Annotated in this window: 17 protein-coding genes; 14 read left to right on the top strand and 3 right to left on the bottom strand. The window is 65.5% G+C overall.

Annotated features, from left to right (window positions below; all coding sequences use genetic code 11):
- The first annotated feature begins 27 nt into the window (after positions 1-27).
- From ACQR1Y_RS27530 to ACQR1Y_RS27500, 7 genes are all read left to right on the top strand, one after another.
- Positions 28-1,053 carry an ATP-binding protein gene (locus ACQR1Y_RS27530; RefSeq protein WP_434860487.1) on the top strand — a complete coding sequence of 342 codons (1,026 nt, stop codon included), beginning with the start codon at positions 28-30 and terminating at the stop codon, positions 1,051-1,053.
- A gap of 137 nt (positions 1,054-1,190) precedes the next feature.
- Positions 1,191-1,493, top strand: a complete 303-nt coding sequence (locus ACQR1Y_RS27525; protein WP_434860486.1) for a helix-turn-helix domain-containing protein — start codon at positions 1,191-1,193, stop codon at positions 1,491-1,493.
- Between the two features lie 91 nt (positions 1,494-1,584).
- Positions 1,585-3,348 (top strand): SulP family inorganic anion transporter, encoded by a 1,764-nt coding sequence (locus tag ACQR1Y_RS27520; protein WP_434878884.1) that lies wholly within the window; start codon positions 1,585-1,587, stop codon positions 3,346-3,348.
- Positions 3,349-3,428: 80 nt separating this feature from the next.
- Positions 3,429-4,271: a shikimate dehydrogenase gene (locus ACQR1Y_RS27515; protein ID WP_434878885.1), complete on the top strand. Its 843-nt coding sequence runs from the start codon at positions 3,429-3,431 to the stop codon at positions 4,269-4,271.
- Between the two features lie 104 nt (positions 4,272-4,375).
- Positions 4,376-5,725, top strand: coding sequence for a YARHG domain-containing protein (locus tag ACQR1Y_RS27510; protein WP_434878886.1), 1,350 nt, complete (start codon positions 4,376-4,378; stop codon positions 5,723-5,725).
- Positions 5,722-6,513, top strand: a complete 792-nt coding sequence (locus ACQR1Y_RS27505) for a M15 family metallopeptidase (protein WP_434878887.1) — start codon at positions 5,722-5,724, stop codon at positions 6,511-6,513. Before ACQR1Y_RS27510 ends, ACQR1Y_RS27505 begins: the two co-directional genes overlap by 4 nt.
- 229 nt (positions 6,514-6,742) lie before the next feature.
- Entirely contained in the window at positions 6,743-7,312 is a 570-nt protein-coding gene (locus tag ACQR1Y_RS27500; RefSeq protein WP_434860587.1) for a hypothetical protein, read from the top strand.
- 267 nt (positions 7,313-7,579) lie between these two features.
- Here ACQR1Y_RS27500 and ACQR1Y_RS27495 read toward each other — a convergent pair whose 3' ends face one another.
- Positions 7,580-8,716, bottom strand: a complete 1,137-nt coding sequence (locus ACQR1Y_RS27495) for an alpha-hydroxy acid oxidase (RefSeq protein WP_434878888.1) — start codon at positions 8,714-8,716, stop codon at positions 7,580-7,582.
- Between the two features lie 420 nt (positions 8,717-9,136).
- Here ACQR1Y_RS27495 and glmM point away from each other — a divergent pair, with 420 nt between their 5' ends.
- The 4 genes from glmM to ACQR1Y_RS27475 all read left to right on the top strand — a co-directional run bounded on the left by glmM (position 9,137) and on the right by ACQR1Y_RS27475 (position 13,532).
- Positions 9,137-10,486 carry a phosphoglucosamine mutase gene (glmM, locus tag ACQR1Y_RS27490; protein WP_434860481.1) on the top strand — a complete coding sequence of 450 codons (1,350 nt, stop codon included), beginning with the start codon at positions 9,137-9,139 and terminating at the stop codon, positions 10,484-10,486.
- 705 nt (positions 10,487-11,191) lie between these two features.
- Positions 11,192-12,034, top strand: coding sequence for an outer membrane protein (locus ACQR1Y_RS27485; protein ID WP_434878889.1), 843 nt, complete (start codon positions 11,192-11,194; stop codon positions 12,032-12,034).
- 198 nt (positions 12,035-12,232) lie between these two features.
- The gene (locus tag ACQR1Y_RS27480; protein WP_434878890.1) at positions 12,233-13,060 is read left to right on the top strand and encodes an outer membrane protein; all 828 of its coding nucleotides are present in this window, start codon (positions 12,233-12,235) and stop codon (positions 13,058-13,060) included.
- 16 nt (positions 13,061-13,076) lie between these two features.
- A complete protein-coding gene (locus ACQR1Y_RS27475; protein ID WP_434878891.1) occupies positions 13,077-13,532 on the top strand; it encodes a GNAT family N-acetyltransferase in 456 nt (151 codons plus the stop codon).
- On the opposite strand, the gene ACQR1Y_RS27470 is transcribed toward ACQR1Y_RS27475, so the two are convergent.
- Positions 13,533-14,384 carry an amidohydrolase family protein gene (locus ACQR1Y_RS27470; RefSeq protein ID WP_434878892.1) on the bottom strand — a complete coding sequence of 284 codons (852 nt, stop codon included), beginning with the start codon at positions 14,382-14,384 and terminating at the stop codon, positions 13,533-13,535.
- Complete coding sequence (locus ACQR1Y_RS27465) at positions 14,381-15,367, bottom strand: aldo/keto reductase (RefSeq protein WP_434878893.1); 987 nt, start codon at positions 15,365-15,367, stop codon at positions 14,381-14,383. The genes ACQR1Y_RS27470 and ACQR1Y_RS27465 overlap by 4 nt, the downstream gene beginning before the upstream one ends.
- 111 nt (positions 15,368-15,478) lie before the next feature.
- Here ACQR1Y_RS27465 and ACQR1Y_RS27460 point away from each other — a divergent pair, with 111 nt between their 5' ends.
- From ACQR1Y_RS27460 to serA, 3 genes are all read left to right on the top strand, one after another.
- The gene (locus tag ACQR1Y_RS27460) at positions 15,479-15,769 is read left to right on the top strand and encodes a hypothetical protein (RefSeq protein ID WP_434860475.1); all 291 of its coding nucleotides are present in this window, start codon (positions 15,479-15,481) and stop codon (positions 15,767-15,769) included.
- A gap of 141 nt (positions 15,770-15,910) precedes the next feature.
- Positions 15,911-17,083, top strand: a complete 1,173-nt coding sequence (locus ACQR1Y_RS27455; RefSeq protein WP_434878894.1) for a phosphoserine transaminase — start codon at positions 15,911-15,913, stop codon at positions 17,081-17,083.
- Positions 17,084-17,255: 172 nt separating this feature from the next.
- Complete coding sequence (gene serA, locus ACQR1Y_RS27450) at positions 17,256-18,845, top strand: phosphoglycerate dehydrogenase (protein ID WP_434878895.1); 1,590 nt, start codon at positions 17,256-17,258, stop codon at positions 18,843-18,845.
- Positions 18,846-18,863 lie beyond the last annotated feature (18 nt).

The raw sequence follows: 18,863 nt of genomic DNA, 5'->3' as shown, positions 1-18,863 counted from the left end.
AGTTTCTCCGTACCCAGCCCGTTTGCCGTGATCCAGAAACTCTCGTCCGCCCCTTTTTATCTGCGCGCCTCCCAGGCCACCGAACGATTCCGTCAGCATGCCCTGCTGGGCTACGCGATCGCCATAGGCGCTGCGATCGCAGCCTTCGCGCTGCGCCTCGCTTTGGTCGATACGCTGCCGGACGGCTTTCCCTATCTGACGTTCTTTCCGGCCGTCATTCTCACGACCTTCTTCTGCGGTGTCGGGCCCGGCACGGTGTGCGCGGCGCTCTGCGGCGCGCTGGCGTGGACCTTCTTCATGCCGGCGTCGGGCTATCAGAATGCGTTCGCGCTTGGCTTCTACGCGCTCATCGTTGCGGTCGACATCACGCTGATTCATCTGATGCACGAGGCGGCGCGGCATCTGCGCCAGGAGCGCGCCGTGTCCGAGCGGCTCTACGAAAACCAGCGTGTTCTGTTCCAGGAGTTGCAGCACCGCGTCGCCAACAACATCCAGTTCATTGCCGGGCTGTTGATGATGCAGAAGCGGCAGGCCGCCGCCGATCCGTCCCGCGCCGGCGCCATCCTCAGCGAGGCCCAGTCGAGGCTCGAGACGATCTCGCGCGTCCACCGCATGCTGCACGATCCCGGCCGGATGGATCTCGACATCGGTCCCTATCTGCAGACCATCTGCAACGACGTGCTGGCGTCGAGCGGAGCGCGCGACGTTGCCTGCGTCGTCGATTTCGCGCCGGCGCAGCTCGATCTGACACGCCTGACCGCGCTGTCGCTGCTGGTCGTCGAACTCGTGACCAACGCGCTGAAGCATGCCTTTGGAGCGGACGAGGCCGGCACGATCACGGTGAGCCTCAAGCCGCTCGATGACGCGCGTTATGTCCTCACGATCGCCGATGACGGCAAGGGCCTTGCTCCTGGCATCGATCCGAGCAAGGGCGACAGCCTGGGCCTGCGGATCTGCGAGGGCCTCGCCGCGCAACTGCACGGCAAGCTCACCACCAGCAGCGACCGCGGCACGACGGTTCGGCTCGAATTTCCCAAACAGGTTCCGGCCTGACGCCGGACTCAATCCCGCGCCCGCAGGCAGCCCTGGCGGCCGCTGTCGCAACGCTTGCCATTGACTTCAGGTGATGTATTTTACATCATTGTCTTTGTCTCAGACATCACTTATGGTGTGTGCTACGTGAGGCCATCGTGATCACGTCGTTCCAGATGCGGGCAGCCCGCGCGCTGCTCGGAATTGATCAGAAAACCTTGGCCGAGCTGGCCGGCGTGTCGTTGCCGACGATCCAGCGGATGGAAGCCTCCACGGGCAACGTCCGCGGTGTGGTGGACTCGCTGACCAAGGTCGTCGATGCGCTCAATCGTGCGGGCGTGGATCTGATCGGCGAGCATGCCCGCAGCGAGGATGGCGGGCGTGGCGTTCGCCTGAAGGACCCCGGGCCGCCCAACCGCGTGGGCCGTCAAACTGAGACTACGCGCGATGGCGCGAGCTAGCTTCATCGCGCGGCACGGGGCTGCTGAACGCTCCGTGTGAGACGTGTCCCGGCGGCGGGAGCCCCGGTGATGCGACGGGAGCGTGATGGGCATGAGCATCGCAAGCGAGCACGGCACGCGGGGGCGGGTCGGACAGCATGAGCCGACTTTCGCCGAGCTGTATTCCCCGAAACTTCTGACGGTCCTGCGCGAGGGCTACGGCCTCGCCGATTTCCGCGCCGACGCGCTTTCAGGTCTGACGGTTGCGATCGTCGCGCTGCCGCTGTCGATGGCGATCGCCATCGCTTCCGGCGTGTCGCCCGGTCGCGGCCTCTACACCGCCGTGGTCGGCGGTTTCCTTGTCTCCCTGCTCGGCGGCAGCCGCTTCCAGATCGGCGGCCCGGCCGGCGCCTTCATCGTGCTGGTCGCTTCCACAGTCGACCGGCAGGGCCTCGACGGGCTGCTGCTGGCCACGATGATGTCCGGCGTGATGCTGGTGATCGCCGGCTATCTGCGGCTCGGCACCTACATCAAGTTCATTCCCTATCCGGTCACGGTGGGCTTCACCGCCGGCATCGCCGTCATCATCTTCGCGAGCCAGCTCAAGGATCTGTTCGGCATTACGCTGGCGGCCAAGGAGCCCGGCGAACTGATCCCCAAGCTGGTCGCGCTCGCGCATGGCGCGCCGACGGCGAACATGGCCGCGGTCGCGCTGGCCGCGCTGTCGATCGTGATCATCGTCGGGCTCAAGCGCCTGCGGCCGACCTGGCCCGGCATCCTCATCGCGGTCGTGGTTGCGGCAGCCTTCACTTACGCGCTGCAGCTGCCGGTCGAGACCATCGGCACCAAGTTCGGCGGCATTCCGCGCGAGCTGCCGGCGCCCTCGCTGCCGCCGTTCTCGCTGGCCAAGATCCAGGCGGTGTTTCCCGACGCCATTGCCTTCGCGCTGCTCGGGGCGATCGAATCGCTGCTCTCGGCGGTGGTCGCCGACGGCATGACCGGCCGCCGCCATCGCTCGAATTGCGAGCTGGTGGCCCAGGGCTTCGCCAATGTCGGCTCGGCGCTGTTCGGCGGCATCTGCGTTACCGGCACCATCGCCCGTACCGCCACCAACGTTCGCGCCGGCGCTCGCGGGCCTGTGTCGGGCATGCTGCATTCGGTGTTCCTGCTGGTGTTCATGCTGATCGCAGCCCCGCTGGCGAGCTACATCCCGCTGTCTGCGCTGGCCGCTGTGCTCGTCGTCGTCGCCTGGAACATGGCCGAGAAGCACGAGTTCGCCACCCTGGTCCGCTCGTCCTGGGGCGACGCCACCGTGCTGCTCGCGACCTTCGGGCTCACGATCTTCCGCGACCTCACCGAGGGCATCCTTGTCGGCTTCGCGCTCGGCGCGGTGCTGTTCATCAACCGCATGGCGCAGATGACCGGCGTCGAGGACGGCTCGCCGCTCGTGGCCGAGGACCGCGCCGACTTCGAGGACGGCGCGCGGGTGCCGTACAATTCCAAGCTCAGCGCCGATAAGGACGTGCTGGTCTATCGCATCACCGGCGCGTTCTTCTTCGGCGCCGCCTCGACCGTCGGCACCGTGCTCGATTCCATCGCCGACCGCCGCAAGGCCTTCGTGGTCGATTTCGCCGCCGTGCCGTTCCTGGATTCGACCGCGGCCAACGCCATGAGCCGGGTCGCGGCGAAGGCGAAGCGCCAGGGCATCCGCCTGTTCATCACGGGCGCTTCGCCCACGGTGCGCCGGGCTTTGCTGACCCATGGCGTGCGGCCGCCGCTGGTGCGCTATCGCGAGACGATCGAGCGCGCGGTGGCCGACATCAAGGGCAAGGAGACACCGCGCGAGGAGATCGCCGACGGGCTGGCGGCGAGCTGATCCGCCCGGCCTTGGCGGGCCGTAGTGCTTGCCGGGGCGAGAGCATTGACTCCAAGCGGGGCTTGTCCGATGTCACGGCCATGACCCGTGCTGCCAAACCCCCCGCCGCGTGCCTGATCGGCTGGCCTGCCGCGCATTCGCGCTCGCCGCTGATCCATCACCATTGGCTGCACGAACTCGGCATCGCCGGCGGCTACACCATCGAGGCGGTCCCCCCGGAAGAGCTGGCCGATTTCGTCGCCCATCTCCACAGCCGGGGCTTCGTCGGCGCCAACGTCACTATTCCGCACAAGGAGCGGGTGCTCGAACTGACCGAGCCGGACGCGCGGGCCCGAGCGGTCGGCGCCGCCAACACGCTGTGGTATGAGAACGGCATTCTGCGCGCGACCAACACAGACGTCGAAGGCTTCATCGGCAACCTCGATGCGTCCGCCCCGGGCTGGGACCGCACCGACGAGGCCCTCGTGCTGGGCTCCGGCGGCTCGGCGCGCGCCGTCGTGTTCGGCCTGCTCGAACGCGGCATCGGCCGCGTCCATGTCATCAACCGCACCGCGTCGCGTGCGCAGGCACTGGCCGATCAGTTCGGTGATCGCGTCGTGGCCGAGGGCTGGGATCGCGTCGATACGCTGCTGCCGCGGGCGGGCCTATTCGTGAACACCACCTCGCTCGGCATGCACGGCCAGCCGCCGCTCATGCTCGAGGTCGATCTTCTCCCGCAGCAAGCCGTCGTCGCCGACATCGTCTATGTGCCGCTGCAGACGCCGCTGCTCGGCGTCGCGCGGGCGCGGGGGCTGCGCACGGCGGACGGGCTCGGCATGCTGCTGCATCAGGCCGTCCGCGGTTTCGAACTGTGGTTTGGTCGACGCCCTCAGGTCACGCCCGAGTTGCGCGCGCTGGTCGAGGCCGATCTCCGGAGCAGATAGCAGCAATGCTGTTGTCGCCATCCTGTCCGCGATATGGCCGCAATGGCGCGGTCGATATCGCCGGCCGGGCGCGGTAGAACATCGTCCGGATTTGAGGACGGACGATGCGACGATCGGTTTTTGGTATTTTGGTCTTCCTGGTGCTCGGCATCCTGCCGGGCCGGGCGGCGACGCAGGTCGCCCTCGTGGTCGGCAACTCCGACTATCAGAGCGTCGGCAAGCTTGCCAATCCGGCCAATGACGCGCGGCTGGTGGCCGAAACGTTTCAGCGTCTCGGTTTCACGTTGATCGGCGGCGCCGCGCAGCTCGATCTCGACAAGGCGCGGTTCGATCAGGTCATCCAGACCTTCAGCAAGCAGCTCATGGGCGCCGATGTGGCCGTGTTCTACTACGCGGGCCATGGCATTCAGGTGCGCGGCACCAACTATCTCGTTCCGATCAGCGCCAACCCGGCCCGCGAGGCCGATGTCGATTTCATGATGGTCGATGTCGGGCTCGTGCTGCGCCAGATGGAAGCGGCCGGGACCAAGCTGAACATTGTCATCCTGGACGCCTGCCGCAACAATCCATTCGGCGGACGGGGCTTGAGAGCGAGCGATGGCGGCCTCGCGCAGATCCGCGCGCCTGAGGGGACGATTCTCTCCTATGCGACGCAGCCCGGCAATGTCGCGCTGGACGGCGATGACGGGCACAGTCCCTATACGCGCGCGCTGGTCGACGCCGTGCAGCGGCCGGGGCTGGATGTGCTCCAGGCCTTCAACCAGGTCGGCCTCACGGTGAAGAAGGCCACCGCCAGCGCGCAGCAGCCCTGGGTCGCCTCGTCACCGATTGACGGCACGTTCTACTTCGCGGGGCCGGGGACCGGGCAGCCGTCGGCTCCCGTCGTCGCGGCCGTTCCGCCGCCGTCCGGGCCGGCGCCCGCGCTGGCAAGTGCGTCGCGATCGCCAGATTTCGTGTTTGCCGACTCCGATCAGCGTCTGCTGTCCGCGGCCGACCTGCAGGGGCGGACGAAGGAGGAGCTTCGCATCGCCCGCAACGAGATCTTCGCCCGCCGCGGCCGCTATTTCTCCTCGCCCGAGCTCACGACCTATTTCAGCAAGTTCGCCTGGTACGTGCCGCGCACCTGGGATCCGGTCCTGAACCCGGTCGAATCGGCCAATGTCGATTTTCTCGATCGCGCCGAGAATGGCGGGGCGCAGCCGAGCGGATTCATCTTCGCCGATTCCGATCGTCGCCTGCTGACGCCAGGCGAGCTGGCGCGGCTGTCCAAGGCGGAGCTGCGGCTCGCCAGGAACGAGATCTTTGCGCGGCGCGGACGCTTCTTCGATGCGCCTGATCTCAGGGCGTATTTCGGCCGGTTCGCCTGGTATGCCCCTTCGACCTGGAACCCGGTCCTGAGCGGCGTCGAGGAAGCCAACGTCAAGCTGATCGACCAGATGAGCAAGCGGCCGTGACCCGTCGCGCCCTCCGCTGGCTGACACGGATCTGCATCGGTCTGCCCTTGCTGTCGGCCTCGGCCGCCCGATCGGAGACGGCGGCCGAGCTGCTCGATCGCCTCGTGCAGGCCTATCCGCGCGCGCTGGCCGGACATGATGATGAGGCGATCATCTGGCGCGACGGCACGCGCATGCCGGTGGGCAAACTCGATCCGCAACGGCCCTTCGCCGACAAACTGCGCAATGCGACCATTCTCGATCAGCTCAGCCTGTCCTATCCGTCGGGAGCGCCGTCCCCGCCCGCGGTCAATGCCGATCCCGGACGCTTTCGCAACGAGGCCTTCTTCAAGAAGATGTATGGCGACTGCACCGCTGATGGTGTGAACCGGCATCTGGTGACCATCACCTGGCTGCCGAAGAGCTGGGGCAGGACGGTCCGCGTGACCAGCGTCAACGGCGTGGCCGAACGGTTGAAGCAGATCTCCGCCGAGATCGATGAGCTCGACCCGAAGATCAGGCGCGCCGCCTTTCCGATCGCCGGCGTGCTGTCCTGCCGGCCTGTCGCCGACACCGGCCGGATGAGCATGCACGGCTACGCGGCGGCGATCGATCTGAACCTGGATTACTCCGACTACTGGCTCTGGAACGCGAAGAAATCGGCGTCCATTCCTTACAAGAACCGCCTTCCGCAAGAGATCGTCGAGATCTTCGAGCGGCACGGCTTCATCTGGGGCGGCCGCTGGTATCACTACGACACGATGCATTTCGAGTATCGGCCGGAGTTGCTGTCCGTCGGGTCGCGTTGATGCGCCCCCGGCAAGGTCATCCGCCGGATTTTTCCGGGAGCATCAGGACACGCGTTCTCACAATGGATTGAGAATGGAATAAGGGCCGCCATGTGGCGTCTCAATCCACGTAGTCTCGCCGGACCGCTTGCGGACCTGATCGAGAGCCCAAGCCAGCAAATTCGGAGCCTCCTGCATGTCATCCCGTTTCACCCTGATCCGTCCTGTCGTCGCGCTCGTCATGGTTGCAATGACGTCGACGTTCGCCATGTGTCAGCAGGCTCCCGTGCCGACGCGTTTGCGCGGAGCCATCGAGAGCGTCGATGCCGACGTGATGACGGTGAAGGCCCGCAGCGGAGAAATCTTCAAGCTTCGCATGGCCGGCGACCTCAAGGTGTCCGGCGTCGTCAAGGCGGAGCTCTCCGATATCAAGCCGGGATCGTTCATCGGCGCCACCACGGTGCCCGGTCCGGACGGCGCGCCCAAGGCGGTCGAGATCCACATCTTCCCCGAGGAGATGCGCGGCACCGGCGAGGGCTCGCGTCCGTGGGATCTGAAGCCGAACTCGAGCATGACCAACGCCACCGTCGCTGACAGCTCGGTCTCGACCGATGGCCATACGCTGCTGGTCAAATACAAGGGCGGCGAGAAGCGCGTCGACATCACGCCGGATACGCCGATCGTCACCTTCGTGCCCGGGGACAAATCCGAGCTGAAGGCCGGCGCAAAGGTGATGGCCACCGTGAAGCAGTTGCCGGACGGCTCGCTCGAAACCAGCCGCGTCAGCGTCGGCCGCGACGGGCTGACGCCGCCGATGTAGCTTTGCCCTAAGTCGTCGCGCTCAGGCGTGCCTTCACAAATGGTGTCGTCCCGGCGAACGCCGGGACCCATACCCCCAGGGAGTGGTTTGAGGCAGGCTGGCGATTGGCTTCCTGCCCAACACGACGGCTGCGGAGTATGGGTCCCGGATCGGCGCCGCGACGCGCTGACGCGCGTCACGGCTTGTCCGGGACGACAGCCTTGATGTGGTGCAGTCCGGATCACATAAGCTGATTAGTCCGAACCTTGCTCGCCGACTATTCCCGAACTAATCAGCCAGCACCTTGCGGTCGATCTCCGCGACCGTGTTGACGCCGCAGAGGCCCATCGTGGTCAGCAGCTCGTTGCGGATGATGTCGATCGCCTTGGCGACGCCGACCTGCCCGCCGGCGCCGAGGCCGTGGGCATAGGCGCGGCCGATCATGCAGGACTTGGCGCCGAGCGCGAGCGCGCGCATGACGTCCTGGCCGGAGCGGATGCCGCCGTCGAACATGATCTCGATCTTGTCGCCGACAGCTTCCGCAATGCCCGGCAGTACGTGGATCGACGATGGCGCGCCGTCGAGCTGGCGGCCGCCATGGTTCGACACCACCAGCGCCTGCGCGCCGGTCTCGGCCGCGAGCTTGGCGTCCTCGATGTCGTGGATGCCCTTGATGATCAGCTTGCCCGGCCAGATCGATCGAATCCAGTCGACGTCCTTCCAGTTCAGCGAGGTGTCGAACTGCGCCGCCGTCCAGGCCGAGAGCTTGGTGAGATCCTCGGTGTTCTTCACATGGCCGGCAATGTTGCCGAACGTCCGGCGCTTGCCCTGCAGCACGCCCTGCACCCAGGCCGGCTTGGTGGCGAAGTCGAACAGTTTCGACAGCGACCATTCGGGCGGCACGCTCATGCCGTTCTTGATGTCCTGGTGGCGCTGGCCGATCACCTGAAGGTCGACGGTCAGGCAGAGCGCGGTGCATTTCGCGGCGATGGCGCGCTCGACCAGGGCCTTAATGAAGCCGCGGTCCTTCATGACGTAGAGCTGGAACCAGAACGGCTTCTCGACACTGCCGGCGATGTCCTCGATCGAGCAGATCGACATCGTGCTCTGGGTGAAGGGAATGCCGGCGGCCTGCGCCGCGCGGCAGGCATGGATCTCGCCGTCGCCATGCTGCATGCCGAGAAGACCGACCGGCGCCAGGATCAGCGGCATCGACGAGGGCTCGCCGAGGATGGTGGTGGAGAGGTCGCGCTTGGAGACGTCGACCAGGATGCGCTGGCGGAACTTGATCTTCTGCAGGTCGTCGCGGTTGGCGCGCAAGGTCTCTTCGGCGTAGGAGCCGCGGTCGGCATAGTCGAAGAAGGCTTTGGGAACGCGTCGCTTGTGGAGCAGGCGCAGGTCTTCAATGCAGGTGACGTGTTTCATCGCAGGCTTCGGCTCCCCCACCGACGGTCTCTTCTTGGGCTGCCTGTCCTCTAGCATCTTTGCGGCGGCTGCCAAATCGGACATCGGCCGCCCCGGGCCGGCGTCGAGCCGCCACTCGCCGCGCTTGATCTCGGACGTTGCGGTCAGAAGGGGATGAGCTCTGATGACGGCCCCTTTTTTCCCGCTCAGAGTATGTGGCGGTGCGTCATGCCCGCTTTGCGGGTGGTCTGATCGTCTGCCAAAAAATTAGCGTTAACAATGTCTTACGGGTACGGCGGTGGTTTTGTGGTAATGATTCATCACATTTTTTGAAGCCACCTTAGCTTTAAGGCGACTATAACCCGCGGGCTGACCGGATGGGTTCGGATTGTGATTCGCACCCGCCGGCAACGAAGTCGAGATGCTGTCGCTGGGGGTCATATGAGCCGTAACTATTTCGGGACCGATGGGATTCGTGGCCGTGCCAACGGCCTGATCACGCCGGAACTCGCGCTCAAGGTGGGGCAGGCCGCAGGCCTTCTGTTCCAGCGCGGCGAGCATCGCCATCGCGTGGTGATCGGCAAGGATACGCGTCTCTCCGGCTACATGATCGAATACGCGATGGTTGCGGGCTTCACCTCGGTCGGCATGGACGTGCTGCTGGTCGGCCCGATGCCCACGCCGGCGGTCGCGATGCTGACCAAGTCGATGCGCGCCGATCTCGGCGTCATGATCTCGGCCTCGCACAATCTGTTCGAGGACAACGGCATCAAGCTGTTCGGACCCCAGGGCTTCAAGCTGTCCGACGACGTCGAGAAGCAGATCGAGCAGTTGCTCGATGAATCGCTCGACAAGAAGCTGGCGCAGAGCGCGAGCCTCGGCCGCGCCCGCCGCATCGACGGCGTGCATGACCGCTACATCGAATTCGCCAAGCGCACGCTGCCGCGCGACCTTTCGCTCGACGGCCTGCGCGTCGTGATCGATTGCGCCAATGGCGCGGCCTACAAGGTCGTGCCCGAAGCGTTGTGGGAGCTCGGCGCCGACGTGATCTCGATCGGCGTGGAGCCGGATGGCTTCAACATCAACAAGGAATGCGGCTCGACCTCGCCGGAAGCTCTTTGTCGGAAAGTCCGCGAGATGCGCGCAGACATCGGCATCGCGCTCGACGGCGACGCCGACCGCGTGATCCTGGTCGACGAGCGCGGCCACATCGTCGACGGCGACCAACTGCTCGCTGTGATCGCGCAGAGCTGGAAGGAAGACGGCCGCCTGGCGCGACCCGGCATCGTCGCCACCGTGATGTCCAATCTCGGCCTCGAGCGCTTCCTGCAGGGGCAGGGCATGGAGCTGGTGCGCACGCCGGTCGGCGACCGCTATGTGCTCGAGCGCATGCTGGCCGACGGCTACAATCTCGGCGGCGAGCAATCCGGCCACATCATCCTGTCGGACTACGCGACGACGGGCGACGGGTTCGTTGCGGCGCTGCAGGTGCTGGCGACGGTGCAGCGGCTGCGCCGTCCCGTCTCCGAGGTCTGCCACAAGTTCGATCCGCTGCCACAGATCCTCAAGAACGTCCGCTATCGCAGCGGCAAGCCGCTCGACGCCGATGCGGTGAAGTCGGCGATCGATACCGGCGAGAGGCGTCTGAACGGGCATGGCCGGCTGCTGGTGCGCTCCTCCGGCACGGAGCCTGTCATTCGCGTGATGGGCGAGGGCGACGATCGCAACCTGGTCGAGGAGGTCGTCGACGAGATCGTCGCGGCGGTCGGTAACGCGGCTGCTGCGGCCTGATCATCGACTGATCAATTCATCAGCAAGGCCTGTCATCTTTCGATGGTAGGCCTTTTGTTTGTTGGTTCGCCGGTCACGTCGAGCAAGCGGCTCTCTGCGCTCGGTTGAGGCAACCTGCGTCGGCGCGGCCGGTGCAACCTCTCCCCGCCCTTTGCGGGGGCGCGACGAGCTTCGCTCGCGCTGAGAGGTCGGATTGCGCAGCAATCCGGGTGAGGGGCATGGCACATATGAGGCCAAGATCATGGTCCGTCGGACGGGCACGGATGTCGCGTCGATGGAGCATGTTGATGTCACATCCCACGTCATTTCTTCTGAGCTCATCCAGAATTAGTTCGCTGCATAATAGCTGCACCGCCCGTGCGGCTGCCCCTCACCCCAACCCTCTCCCCGTGAAGGACGGGGAGAGGGAGCGCACCGCCGCCGCGGCGACGACTTCATGTCGCAATTCTCGGTTGTCCGAGCGGACTGATAAGTGAGGCGGTCTAAACTCAACTAATGAGTTGGCGATCCACGGAGCGGAGACTCGGCCGCTAACCAATCATTAGGACTCGTTGCGTGGTCGTTAACGGTTCCTGCGTCCTCAGGAAAAATCAACCTTAATTATTAGGGTTAAGCGCCGCTTAAGCATTTGGTGCGATTGTACAGCCGTCAGTTGTGATGTGGGGCCCATTTCCGAACGCCTCACCGGCCAAAGGGACGAAGCCAATGCGTAGCGTTATGTCTTTGATCGCCGCCGGAGCGGCCTCTCTGTTTTCAACTCTGGCCTTTGCGGCCGACATGCCGATCGCGCCCCCGCCGGTCTACGCACCGCCGCCGGCAGCCGATTTCGGCGGCTGGTATCTGCGCGGCGATATCGGCTTCAGCAATCAGAAGGTCAAGGACGTCCACTACACCCGCGAGTCGGCCTACACGCCGATGACCTCGTTCGAGCAGACCTCGGGCTTCGACACCGCCGGCATCTACGGCGTGGGCGTCGGCTACCGCTTCAACAGCTGGTTCCGCGCCGACGTCACCGGCCAGTATCGCGGCAATTCGAACTTCAAGGGCACCGACCGCTTCAACGCGACGGCGGGTGGCGTGCCGTACAGCGGCATCGACAACTACACCGCCAGCAAGTCGGAATGGGTCGTCATGGCCAACGCCTATGTCGATCTCGGCACCTGGTGGTGCGTGACGCCGTTCATCGGCGCGGGCGTCGGCGGGTCGCGGGTCACGATCTCGAACTTCACCGACACCGGCATCAACAACCTGCCGTTCACGACCACGAGCTTCGCCACGGCGCCGACCTCGTCGAAATGGAACTTCGCCTGGGCGGCGCATGCGGGTCTGGCCTACAACGTCAATCCGAACCTCGTGCTCGAACTGGCCTACAGCTATGTCGATCTCGGACAGGGGCAGACCGGCGTGCTGTCGACCTATACCGGCACCACCACCGGCAACTTCTTCAAGTTCAAGGACATCACCTCGCATGACCTGAAGCTCGGCGTGCGCTGGAACTTCGACAATCCTCCGCCGCCTCCGATGATGCCCCTGATCCGCAAGGGCTGAGCTGAACTAAGCTCTTCTGACGAAGCAAACGGCGCGGGCCAGTCCCGCGCCGTTCTGCGTTTTCGCCGGTCGCCTCATCGCGCGGAATCTCGCGCATGGCTTGAAAGAATTGCCGGTGACGGCGTTTCGGAAACGGATGATTAAGGTTAACGCGCGATGATCGGAACAGAGAGTTCAAGTTCTGATTGGAGCGTTGCGATGCGTAGCCTGGTGGTGGCGGTTTCGATGTGCGGCATGATCTCGGCTGCCCAGGCCGCCGATATGCCGGACATTCCGATCCTGCGCGGCGGCCTGACCGAGGGCCTCAGCACCGCGCGGGTCAACTGGGACGGCTACTACGTCGGTGTCCACGGCGGCTACGGTTCGTCCGACGAGAACTTCAACGGCTCGACCAGCACGATGACGGCCGCGGTTCTGGCCAATACGCTGATCGAAAGCCAGATGCAGGTGTCGACCTGGAACATGAATCTCGGCAAGCAGTCCTCGCGTTCGTCGGGCTTCGGCGGCTTCGTCGGCTACAACAGCCAGTGGGATGACGTGGTGCTCGGCGTCGAGGCCAGCTACCTGCACGGCACCTTCGGCGGCAGGGCCTCGTCCACCCGGGCGCTGGTGAGCGGCAGCGCGTTGTCGGACGGCAACTACCACGCGGTGACGTCGACGCAGTCGTCGCAGATCTCGATCAAGGACATGGCGACCATCCGCGGCCGCGCCGGCTACGCGCTCGGCTGCTTCCTGCCTTACGCGTTCTTCGGCCTCGCCCTCGGCAACGCCGACATCGGCCAGACCGTGACGGTCCAGGACAGTGTCAGCACCACCCAGCTCGGCACCTACACGGCCCTACAGCCGCTCAGCGCCAACAACATCCAGCACAACCATCTGATCTATGGCTACAGCGCCGGTCTCGGCGTCGACGTCAACCTGGTGGGCGGCCTGTTCGCCCGCGCGGAGTACGAATACATCCGATTCACCTCGACGGTCGACACCAGCGTCAACACGGTGCGCGCCGGCCTGGGCTACAAGTTCTGAGCCGGTTCGAAAGCTGATGCCCATCATCATCCGGCCTGCGCGGCGCGAGGATGTCGGCGCGATCGCAGCGATGCTCGCCGACGATCATCTCGGCCGCGCGCGCGAGCGGATCGAGGATCCGCTACCGCAATCCTACTTCGATGCGTTCGAGGCGATCTCGCGGGATGCGAACATCACGCTGGTCGTTGCCGAGGACGCGGGCAGGGTGGTCGGCTGTCTGCAATTGTGTGTCCTGCCGGGGATCAGCTCCCAAGGGGCGTCACGGGCGCTGGTGGAGGATGTGCGCGTGGCCACCGACCGGCGCAGCCTGGGGATCGGCGAGCAGCTGCTGCAATGGGCGATCGCGGAGGCGCGCGCCCGTCGTTGCAAGCTGGTCGAGCTGATGACGCATCAGAGCCGCGTCGATGCGCAGCGCTTCTACGAACGGCTCGGGTTTGCCAAGAGTCATTTCGGCATGGTGTTGCGGTTCTGATCAGATCCGCAGGCGGTAGGCGGCGGCTGCGTTCGGGCCGAACGCCTTGTCGCGCGTCTCGGAGCCGAGCTGCGTCAGGCAATGCTCCAAGGCCGTCTTGACCTCTCCATAGGGGCCGGCGAGCAGGCACACCGGCCAGTCCGAGCCGAAGATCAGCCGGTCGGCGCCGTAGCAGCGAGCCACGTGCTGAACATACGGAAACAGCCACTCGGCATCCCAGTCGGTCCAGACAGCTTCCGTCGCCAGCCCCGAGACCTTGCACCAGACATTGCCGCAGGCCGCGAGCTCGGCGATGCGGTCGGCCCAGGCCTGATCGAAACCGGTGGCGATCGGTGGCTTGGCGCAATGATCGAGCACGAAACGTCCTTGCGGACACGCACGCGCCGCGGCGATCGCCGCCGGCAGCTCGCGCGTGCGTACCAGGAGGTCGTAGGTCAGGTCGTGCGCGAAGACAATCTCGAGACCGCGCCGAACGTCCTTCCGATCGAGCCAGGCCGCGTCGTCCTCGTCATGGACCTGATGGCGAATGCCCACGAGTTTCCCGCCGCCCGGCAGCGTCCGGAGCCGGTCGAGGGTCGATGCGAGGTCGGGATCGGTCAGGTCGACCCAGCCGACCACGCCGGCAATGAACGGCGTCGCCGCGGCTATGCCGAGGAATTCGGAGGTTTCGTCGAGCGAGGACCGGGTCTGCACCAGGATGCTGGCATCGAGGCCGTTCTCGGCGAGCAACGGCGCGAGGTCGCCGGGACCATAGGGCCGGCGGATCGGCGCCAGCGCGTCGCCGGCCATCCAGGGATAGTCGGCACGGCCGGGGTCCCAGAAATGCTGATGCGCGTCGATGCTGCGTGTCATGGCGCATCTCCCGGGAGCGGCGCGCGCGCGTCGACCAGATGGCTGGCACGCAGCGCTTGCCAGAACGCGGCGGGGATCGGCGCCTGCGCCATCGCGATGTTCTCGGCGGCCTCTTCCGCGTTCCGGGCGCCCTGCATCGCGACGGTGATGGCCGGATGCGCGAGGCAGAACTGGATCGCCGCCGCCTTCAGCTCAGTGCCGTGTTGCTTGCACAATTCGTCGAGCGCGCGGGCGCGGGCGACCAGCGCGGCGTCGGCGTCTTCGTAGTTGAACTTCGCCTTGCCGTAGGGATTGGCCAGGATGCCGCTGTTGTAGATGCCGCCGAGCATGATGCCGACGTTCTGCCGCTGGCAGAGCGGCAGCAGCGTCGTCAGCGCGCCCTGGTCGAGCAGGGTGTAGCGGCCGGCGAGCAGGAAACAATCGACCGGGACGGCCTCGGCAAACCGCATCAGCATCTCCGACTGATTCATGCCGGCGCCGATCGCCTTGATGCTGCCATCGTCGCGCAGGCGCTGCAGCGCGCGAAAGGCGCCGGACACCGCCTCATCATAATGATCATCCGGATCGTGCACGAGCAGGATGTCGATGCGGTCGAGACCGAGTCGCGCCAGGCTCTCCTCGACCGAGCGCATCACGCCATCATAGGAATAGTCGAAGCGCGGCCGCAGGGCCGGCACGCCCTTGTAGTGCGGGTCCTCCTCGGTCGCATCAGCATCAGGGCGCAGCAGGCGTCCGACCTTGGTCGAGATCACATAGCTGTCGCGCGGCTGCTTGCTGAGGAAGGCGCCGAGCCGCTGCTCGGCCAGGCCGAAGCCGTATAGCGGCGCGGTGTCGTAGAAGCGCACCCCGCGCGCCCAGGCGGCCGCGATGGTTGCCTCCGCATCGCCATCACTGACCGGCTCGAAAAGGCCGCCGAGCGGCGCAGTGCCGAGGCCGAGCCGGGTGACGTCGAGTGAGCTCCTCCCGAGACGGACGCGTTGCATTCTTCTATCCTTGTTGTTCGGCGCGTGCAGATCGCTTCATTGTGCATGAGCCTATCCGACGACACAACGCTGCGACGTTGTGCGGCACGGCAACGGGGAGGGAACGGAACGATGTCGGAGATCAACGTGCTGACGGCGCTCGGCGTGACCTTGGCAACGGCGCTGACCGACGCGGTCTATGTCATGTTCACGTCGGCTGTCGTCGCGCGGCGGCGTCTGCCGGCCGCGAACTGGAGCGCGATCTGGTACACGCTGTCGTCCTTCGCGGTGATCAGCTACACGGAGAATTGGATCTATGTCGGCTTTGCGGCGGTCGGCTCCTGGATCGGCGCCTACGCATCGATGACCTTTCTGCATCGTCCGCCGCGCGGGCAGGCGCCGATCGGCGCTGCGCCGGAATGAGCGTGGCTTGCATGCCAGCCAATTCTGCGTGAACAGCAATGAGCTCACGCGAAGTTCCTTGACGAGGAACGGCCCTTCGCATAATCACGCCAGCGGGACACCTCCCCCCAACGGGAGGCTTACTATCTGGAAGGATAGACGATGACTGCAGCGAAGCCCTCGCAGCGGCCTGCCGTGCCGCATTTTTCCTCCGGCCCCTGCGCCAAGCGCCCCGGATGGACCGCCGAAAATCTCAAGGACGCTCCTCTCGGCCGTTCGCATCGCGGGAAGGTCGGCAAAGCCAAGCTCAAGCAGGCGATCGAGCTGACGCGCGACGTGCTCGAAGTGCCGGCCGACTACAAGATCGGCATCGTGCCGGCGTCGGACACCGGCGCCGTCGAGATGGCGCTGTGGTCGCTGCTCGGCGCGCGGCCCGTCACCACCATCGCCTGGGAATCTTTCGGCGAAGGCTGGGTCAGCGACATCGTCAAGGAGCTCAAGCTCAAGGACGTCACCAAGCTGCATGCCGGCTATGGCGAGATCCCCGATCTGTCGAAGGTCGATCCGGCCAGCGACGTCGTCTTCACCTGGAACGGCACCACCTCCGGCGTGCGCGTGCCGAATGCCGACTGGATCAGTGCGAGCCGCGAAGGCTTGACGATCTGCGACGCGACCTCGGCCGCGTTTGCGCAGCCGCTCGACTGGCCGAAGCTCGACGTCGTCACCTTCTCCTGGCAGAAGGCGCTCGGCGGCGAAGCCGCACATGGCATGCTCATCCTGTCGCCGCGCGCGGTGGAGCGTCTCGAGACCTACAAGCCGGCCTGGCCGCTGCCGAAGATCTTCCGCATGACCAAGGGCGGCAAGCTCAATGCCGGCATCTTCGAGGGCGAGACCATCAACACCCCGTCGATGCTGTGCGTCGAGGACTATCTGGACGCGCTGAATTGGGGCAAGTCGATCGGCGGCCTCAAGGCGCTGATCGCGCGCGCCGACGCCAACACCAAGGTGCTGGCGGACTGGAAGGCGCGCACGCCGTGGATCGACTTCCTCGCCAAGGATCCTGCGATCCGTTCCAACACCTCGGTGTGCCTGAAGGTCGTCGATCCCGCGATCACGGCGCTGTCGGCCGATGCCCAGGTCGACTTCGCCAAGAAGCTGGTGTCGCTGGTCGAGAAGGAGAATGCCGGCTTCGACTTCGCGCATTATCGCGACGCGCCGGCCGGCCTGCGCATCTGGTGCGGCGCCACGGTGGAAGCGAGCGACGTCGCGCTGCTGACGCAGTGGATCGACTGGGCGTTCGCCGAAGCCAAGGCCGCGTTGCCGAAGGCAGCTTGAAGCTGATCGAAACTGCGTAGGTTGGGCAAAGGGCGCATAGCGCCCGTGCCCACCGCCGACTTCACCTGACGCGAGAGGGCGGTGGGCACGCTTCGCTTTGCCCACCCTACAGGTTTCCCCATTTCCGCGCGCTGCGTGGTCCCCTCACAGAGGGGCCTGAAGGACCATCGTCATGTCAAAACCCAAAGTTCTCATCTCCGACGCACTCTCTCCGGCCGCCGTGCAGATCTTCAAAGACCGCGGTGTCGAGGTCGACTTCCAGCCCAATCTCGGCAAGGACAAGGACAAGCTCGCCGACATCATCGGCGACTATGACGGCCTTGCGATCCGCTCGGCCACCAAGGCCACGGCGAAGATCATCGAGCGCGCCAAGCGGCTCAAGGTGATCGGGCGCGCCGGCATCGGCGTCGACAATGTCGAGATTCCCGCGGCGACCGCCAAGGGCATCATCGTGATGAACACGCCGTTCGGCAATTCGATCACCACGGCCGAGCACGCGATCACCATGATGCTGTCGCTGGCGCGCGAGATCCCGCAGGCCGACGCCTCGACGCAGGCCGGCAAGTGGGAGAAGAACCGCTTCATGGGCGTCGAGATCACCGGCAAGACGCTCGGCGTCGTTGGCTGCGGCAATATCGGTTCGATCGTCTGCGACCGCGCGCAGGGCCTGCGCATGAAGGTGATCGGCTTCGATCCCTTTCTCACCGAGGAGCGCGCGCGCGATCTCGGCGTCGAGAAGGTCGAGCTCGACGAACTGCTGAAGCGCGCCGACTTCATCACCTTGCATACGCCGCTGACCGACAAGACCCGCAACATCATCGATGCCCAGGCGATCGCCAAGACCAAGAAGGGCGTGCGCATCATCAATTGCGCGCGCGGCGGCCTGATCGATGAGGCGGCGCTGCTCGAGGCGCTGAACTCCAAGCATGTCGCCGGTGCTGCGCTCGACGTGTTCGCCGAGGAGCCTGCGACCAGCAATCCGCTGTTCGGCCATCCCTCCGTGATCTGCACGCCGCATCTCGGCGCCTCGACCACCGAAGCGCAGGAGAACGTCGCGCTGCAGATCGCCGAGCAGATGTCGGACTATTTGCTGACCGGCGCGATCTCGAACGCGATCAACTTCCCCTCGATCACGGCCGAGGAAGCGCCGAAGCTGAAGCCGTTCATCGCGCTCGCCGAGAAGCTCGGCTCGTTCGCGGGACAGCTCACCGAGAGCAGCATCACCAAGGTCCAGATCACCTATGAGGGCCAGGTCGCGGAGATGAAGACCAAGGCGCTGACCTCGGCGGTGCTGGCCGGCCTGCTGCGGCCGATGCTGGGCGAGGTCAACGTCGTGTCGGCGCCGGTCATTGCCAAGGAGCGCGGCATGATCGTCGACGAGGTGCTGCGCGCGGGCGAGAGCGACTATGAAAGCCTCATCACCGTGGCCGTGATCACCGAGCAGCAGGAGCGCGCGGTGTCCGGCACGGTCTATGCGGACGGCAAGCCGCGCCTCGTCGACATCAAGGGCATCCGCGTCGATGCCGAGTTCGGCAAGTCGATGATCTATGTCACCAACGAGGACAAGCCGGGCTTCATCGGCAAGTTCGCGAGCCTGTTTGGCGATGCCAAGATCAACATCGCCACCTTCCATCTCGGCCGTGTCGCCGCCGGCGGCGATGCCATTGCGCTGGTCGAGATCGACGGCGTCGTTCCGGCCGAGTTGCTCGCCAAGATCCAGGCGCTGCCGCAGGTCAAGCAGGCCAAGGCGCTGGCGTTCTGACGTCACGTCCGCGCCGGT

Source organism: Bradyrhizobium sp. HKCCYLRH3099 (assembly GCF_051167855.1).
In the GTDB taxonomy this organism is placed as follows: Bacteria; Pseudomonadota; Alphaproteobacteria; order Rhizobiales; family Xanthobacteraceae; genus Bradyrhizobium.
Note: the sequence above shows the minus strand (reverse complement) of the source record. Positions and strands in the feature narration are given on the sequence as shown.

Bases quoted from the DNA above. Each gene is read 5' to 3' on its own strand.
- ACQR1Y_RS27520 (WP_434878884.1), top strand. From the start codon at position 1,585: ATGAGCATCGCAAGCGAGCACGGCACGCGGGGGCGGGTCGGACAGCAT.
- ACQR1Y_RS27515 (WP_434878885.1), top strand. From the start codon at position 3,429: ATGACCCGTGCTGCCAAACCCCCCGCCGCGTGCCTGATCGGCTGGCCT.
- ACQR1Y_RS27510 (WP_434878886.1), top strand. From the start codon at position 4,376: ATGCGACGATCGGTTTTTGGTATTTTGGTCTTCCTGGTGCTCGGCATC.
- ACQR1Y_RS27500 (WP_434860587.1), top strand. From the start codon at position 6,743: ATGACGTCGACGTTCGCCATGTGTCAGCAGGCTCCCGTGCCGACGCGT.
- ACQR1Y_RS27495 (WP_434878888.1), bottom strand. From the start codon at position 8,716: ATGAAACACGTCACCTGCATTGAAGACCTGCGCCTGCTCCACAAGCGA.
- glmM (WP_434860481.1), top strand. From the start codon at position 9,137: ATGAGCCGTAACTATTTCGGGACCGATGGGATTCGTGGCCGTGCCAAC.
- ACQR1Y_RS27485 (WP_434878889.1), top strand. From the start codon at position 11,192: ATGCGTAGCGTTATGTCTTTGATCGCCGCCGGAGCGGCCTCTCTGTTT.
- ACQR1Y_RS27480 (WP_434878890.1), top strand. From the start codon at position 12,233: ATGCGTAGCCTGGTGGTGGCGGTTTCGATGTGCGGCATGATCTCGGCT.
- ACQR1Y_RS27475 (WP_434878891.1), top strand. From the start codon at position 13,077: ATGCCCATCATCATCCGGCCTGCGCGGCGCGAGGATGTCGGCGCGATC.
- ACQR1Y_RS27470 (WP_434878892.1), bottom strand. From the start codon at position 14,384: ATGACACGCAGCATCGACGCGCATCAGCATTTCTGGGACCCCGGCCGT.
- ACQR1Y_RS27465 (WP_434878893.1), bottom strand. From the start codon at position 15,367: ATGCAACGCGTCCGTCTCGGGAGGAGCTCACTCGACGTCACCCGGCTC.
- ACQR1Y_RS27460 (WP_434860475.1), top strand. From the start codon at position 15,479: ATGTCGGAGATCAACGTGCTGACGGCGCTCGGCGTGACCTTGGCAACG.
- ACQR1Y_RS27455 (WP_434878894.1), top strand. From the start codon at position 15,911: ATGACTGCAGCGAAGCCCTCGCAGCGGCCTGCCGTGCCGCATTTTTCC.
- serA (WP_434878895.1), top strand. From the start codon at position 17,256: ATGTCAAAACCCAAAGTTCTCATCTCCGACGCACTCTCTCCGGCCGCC.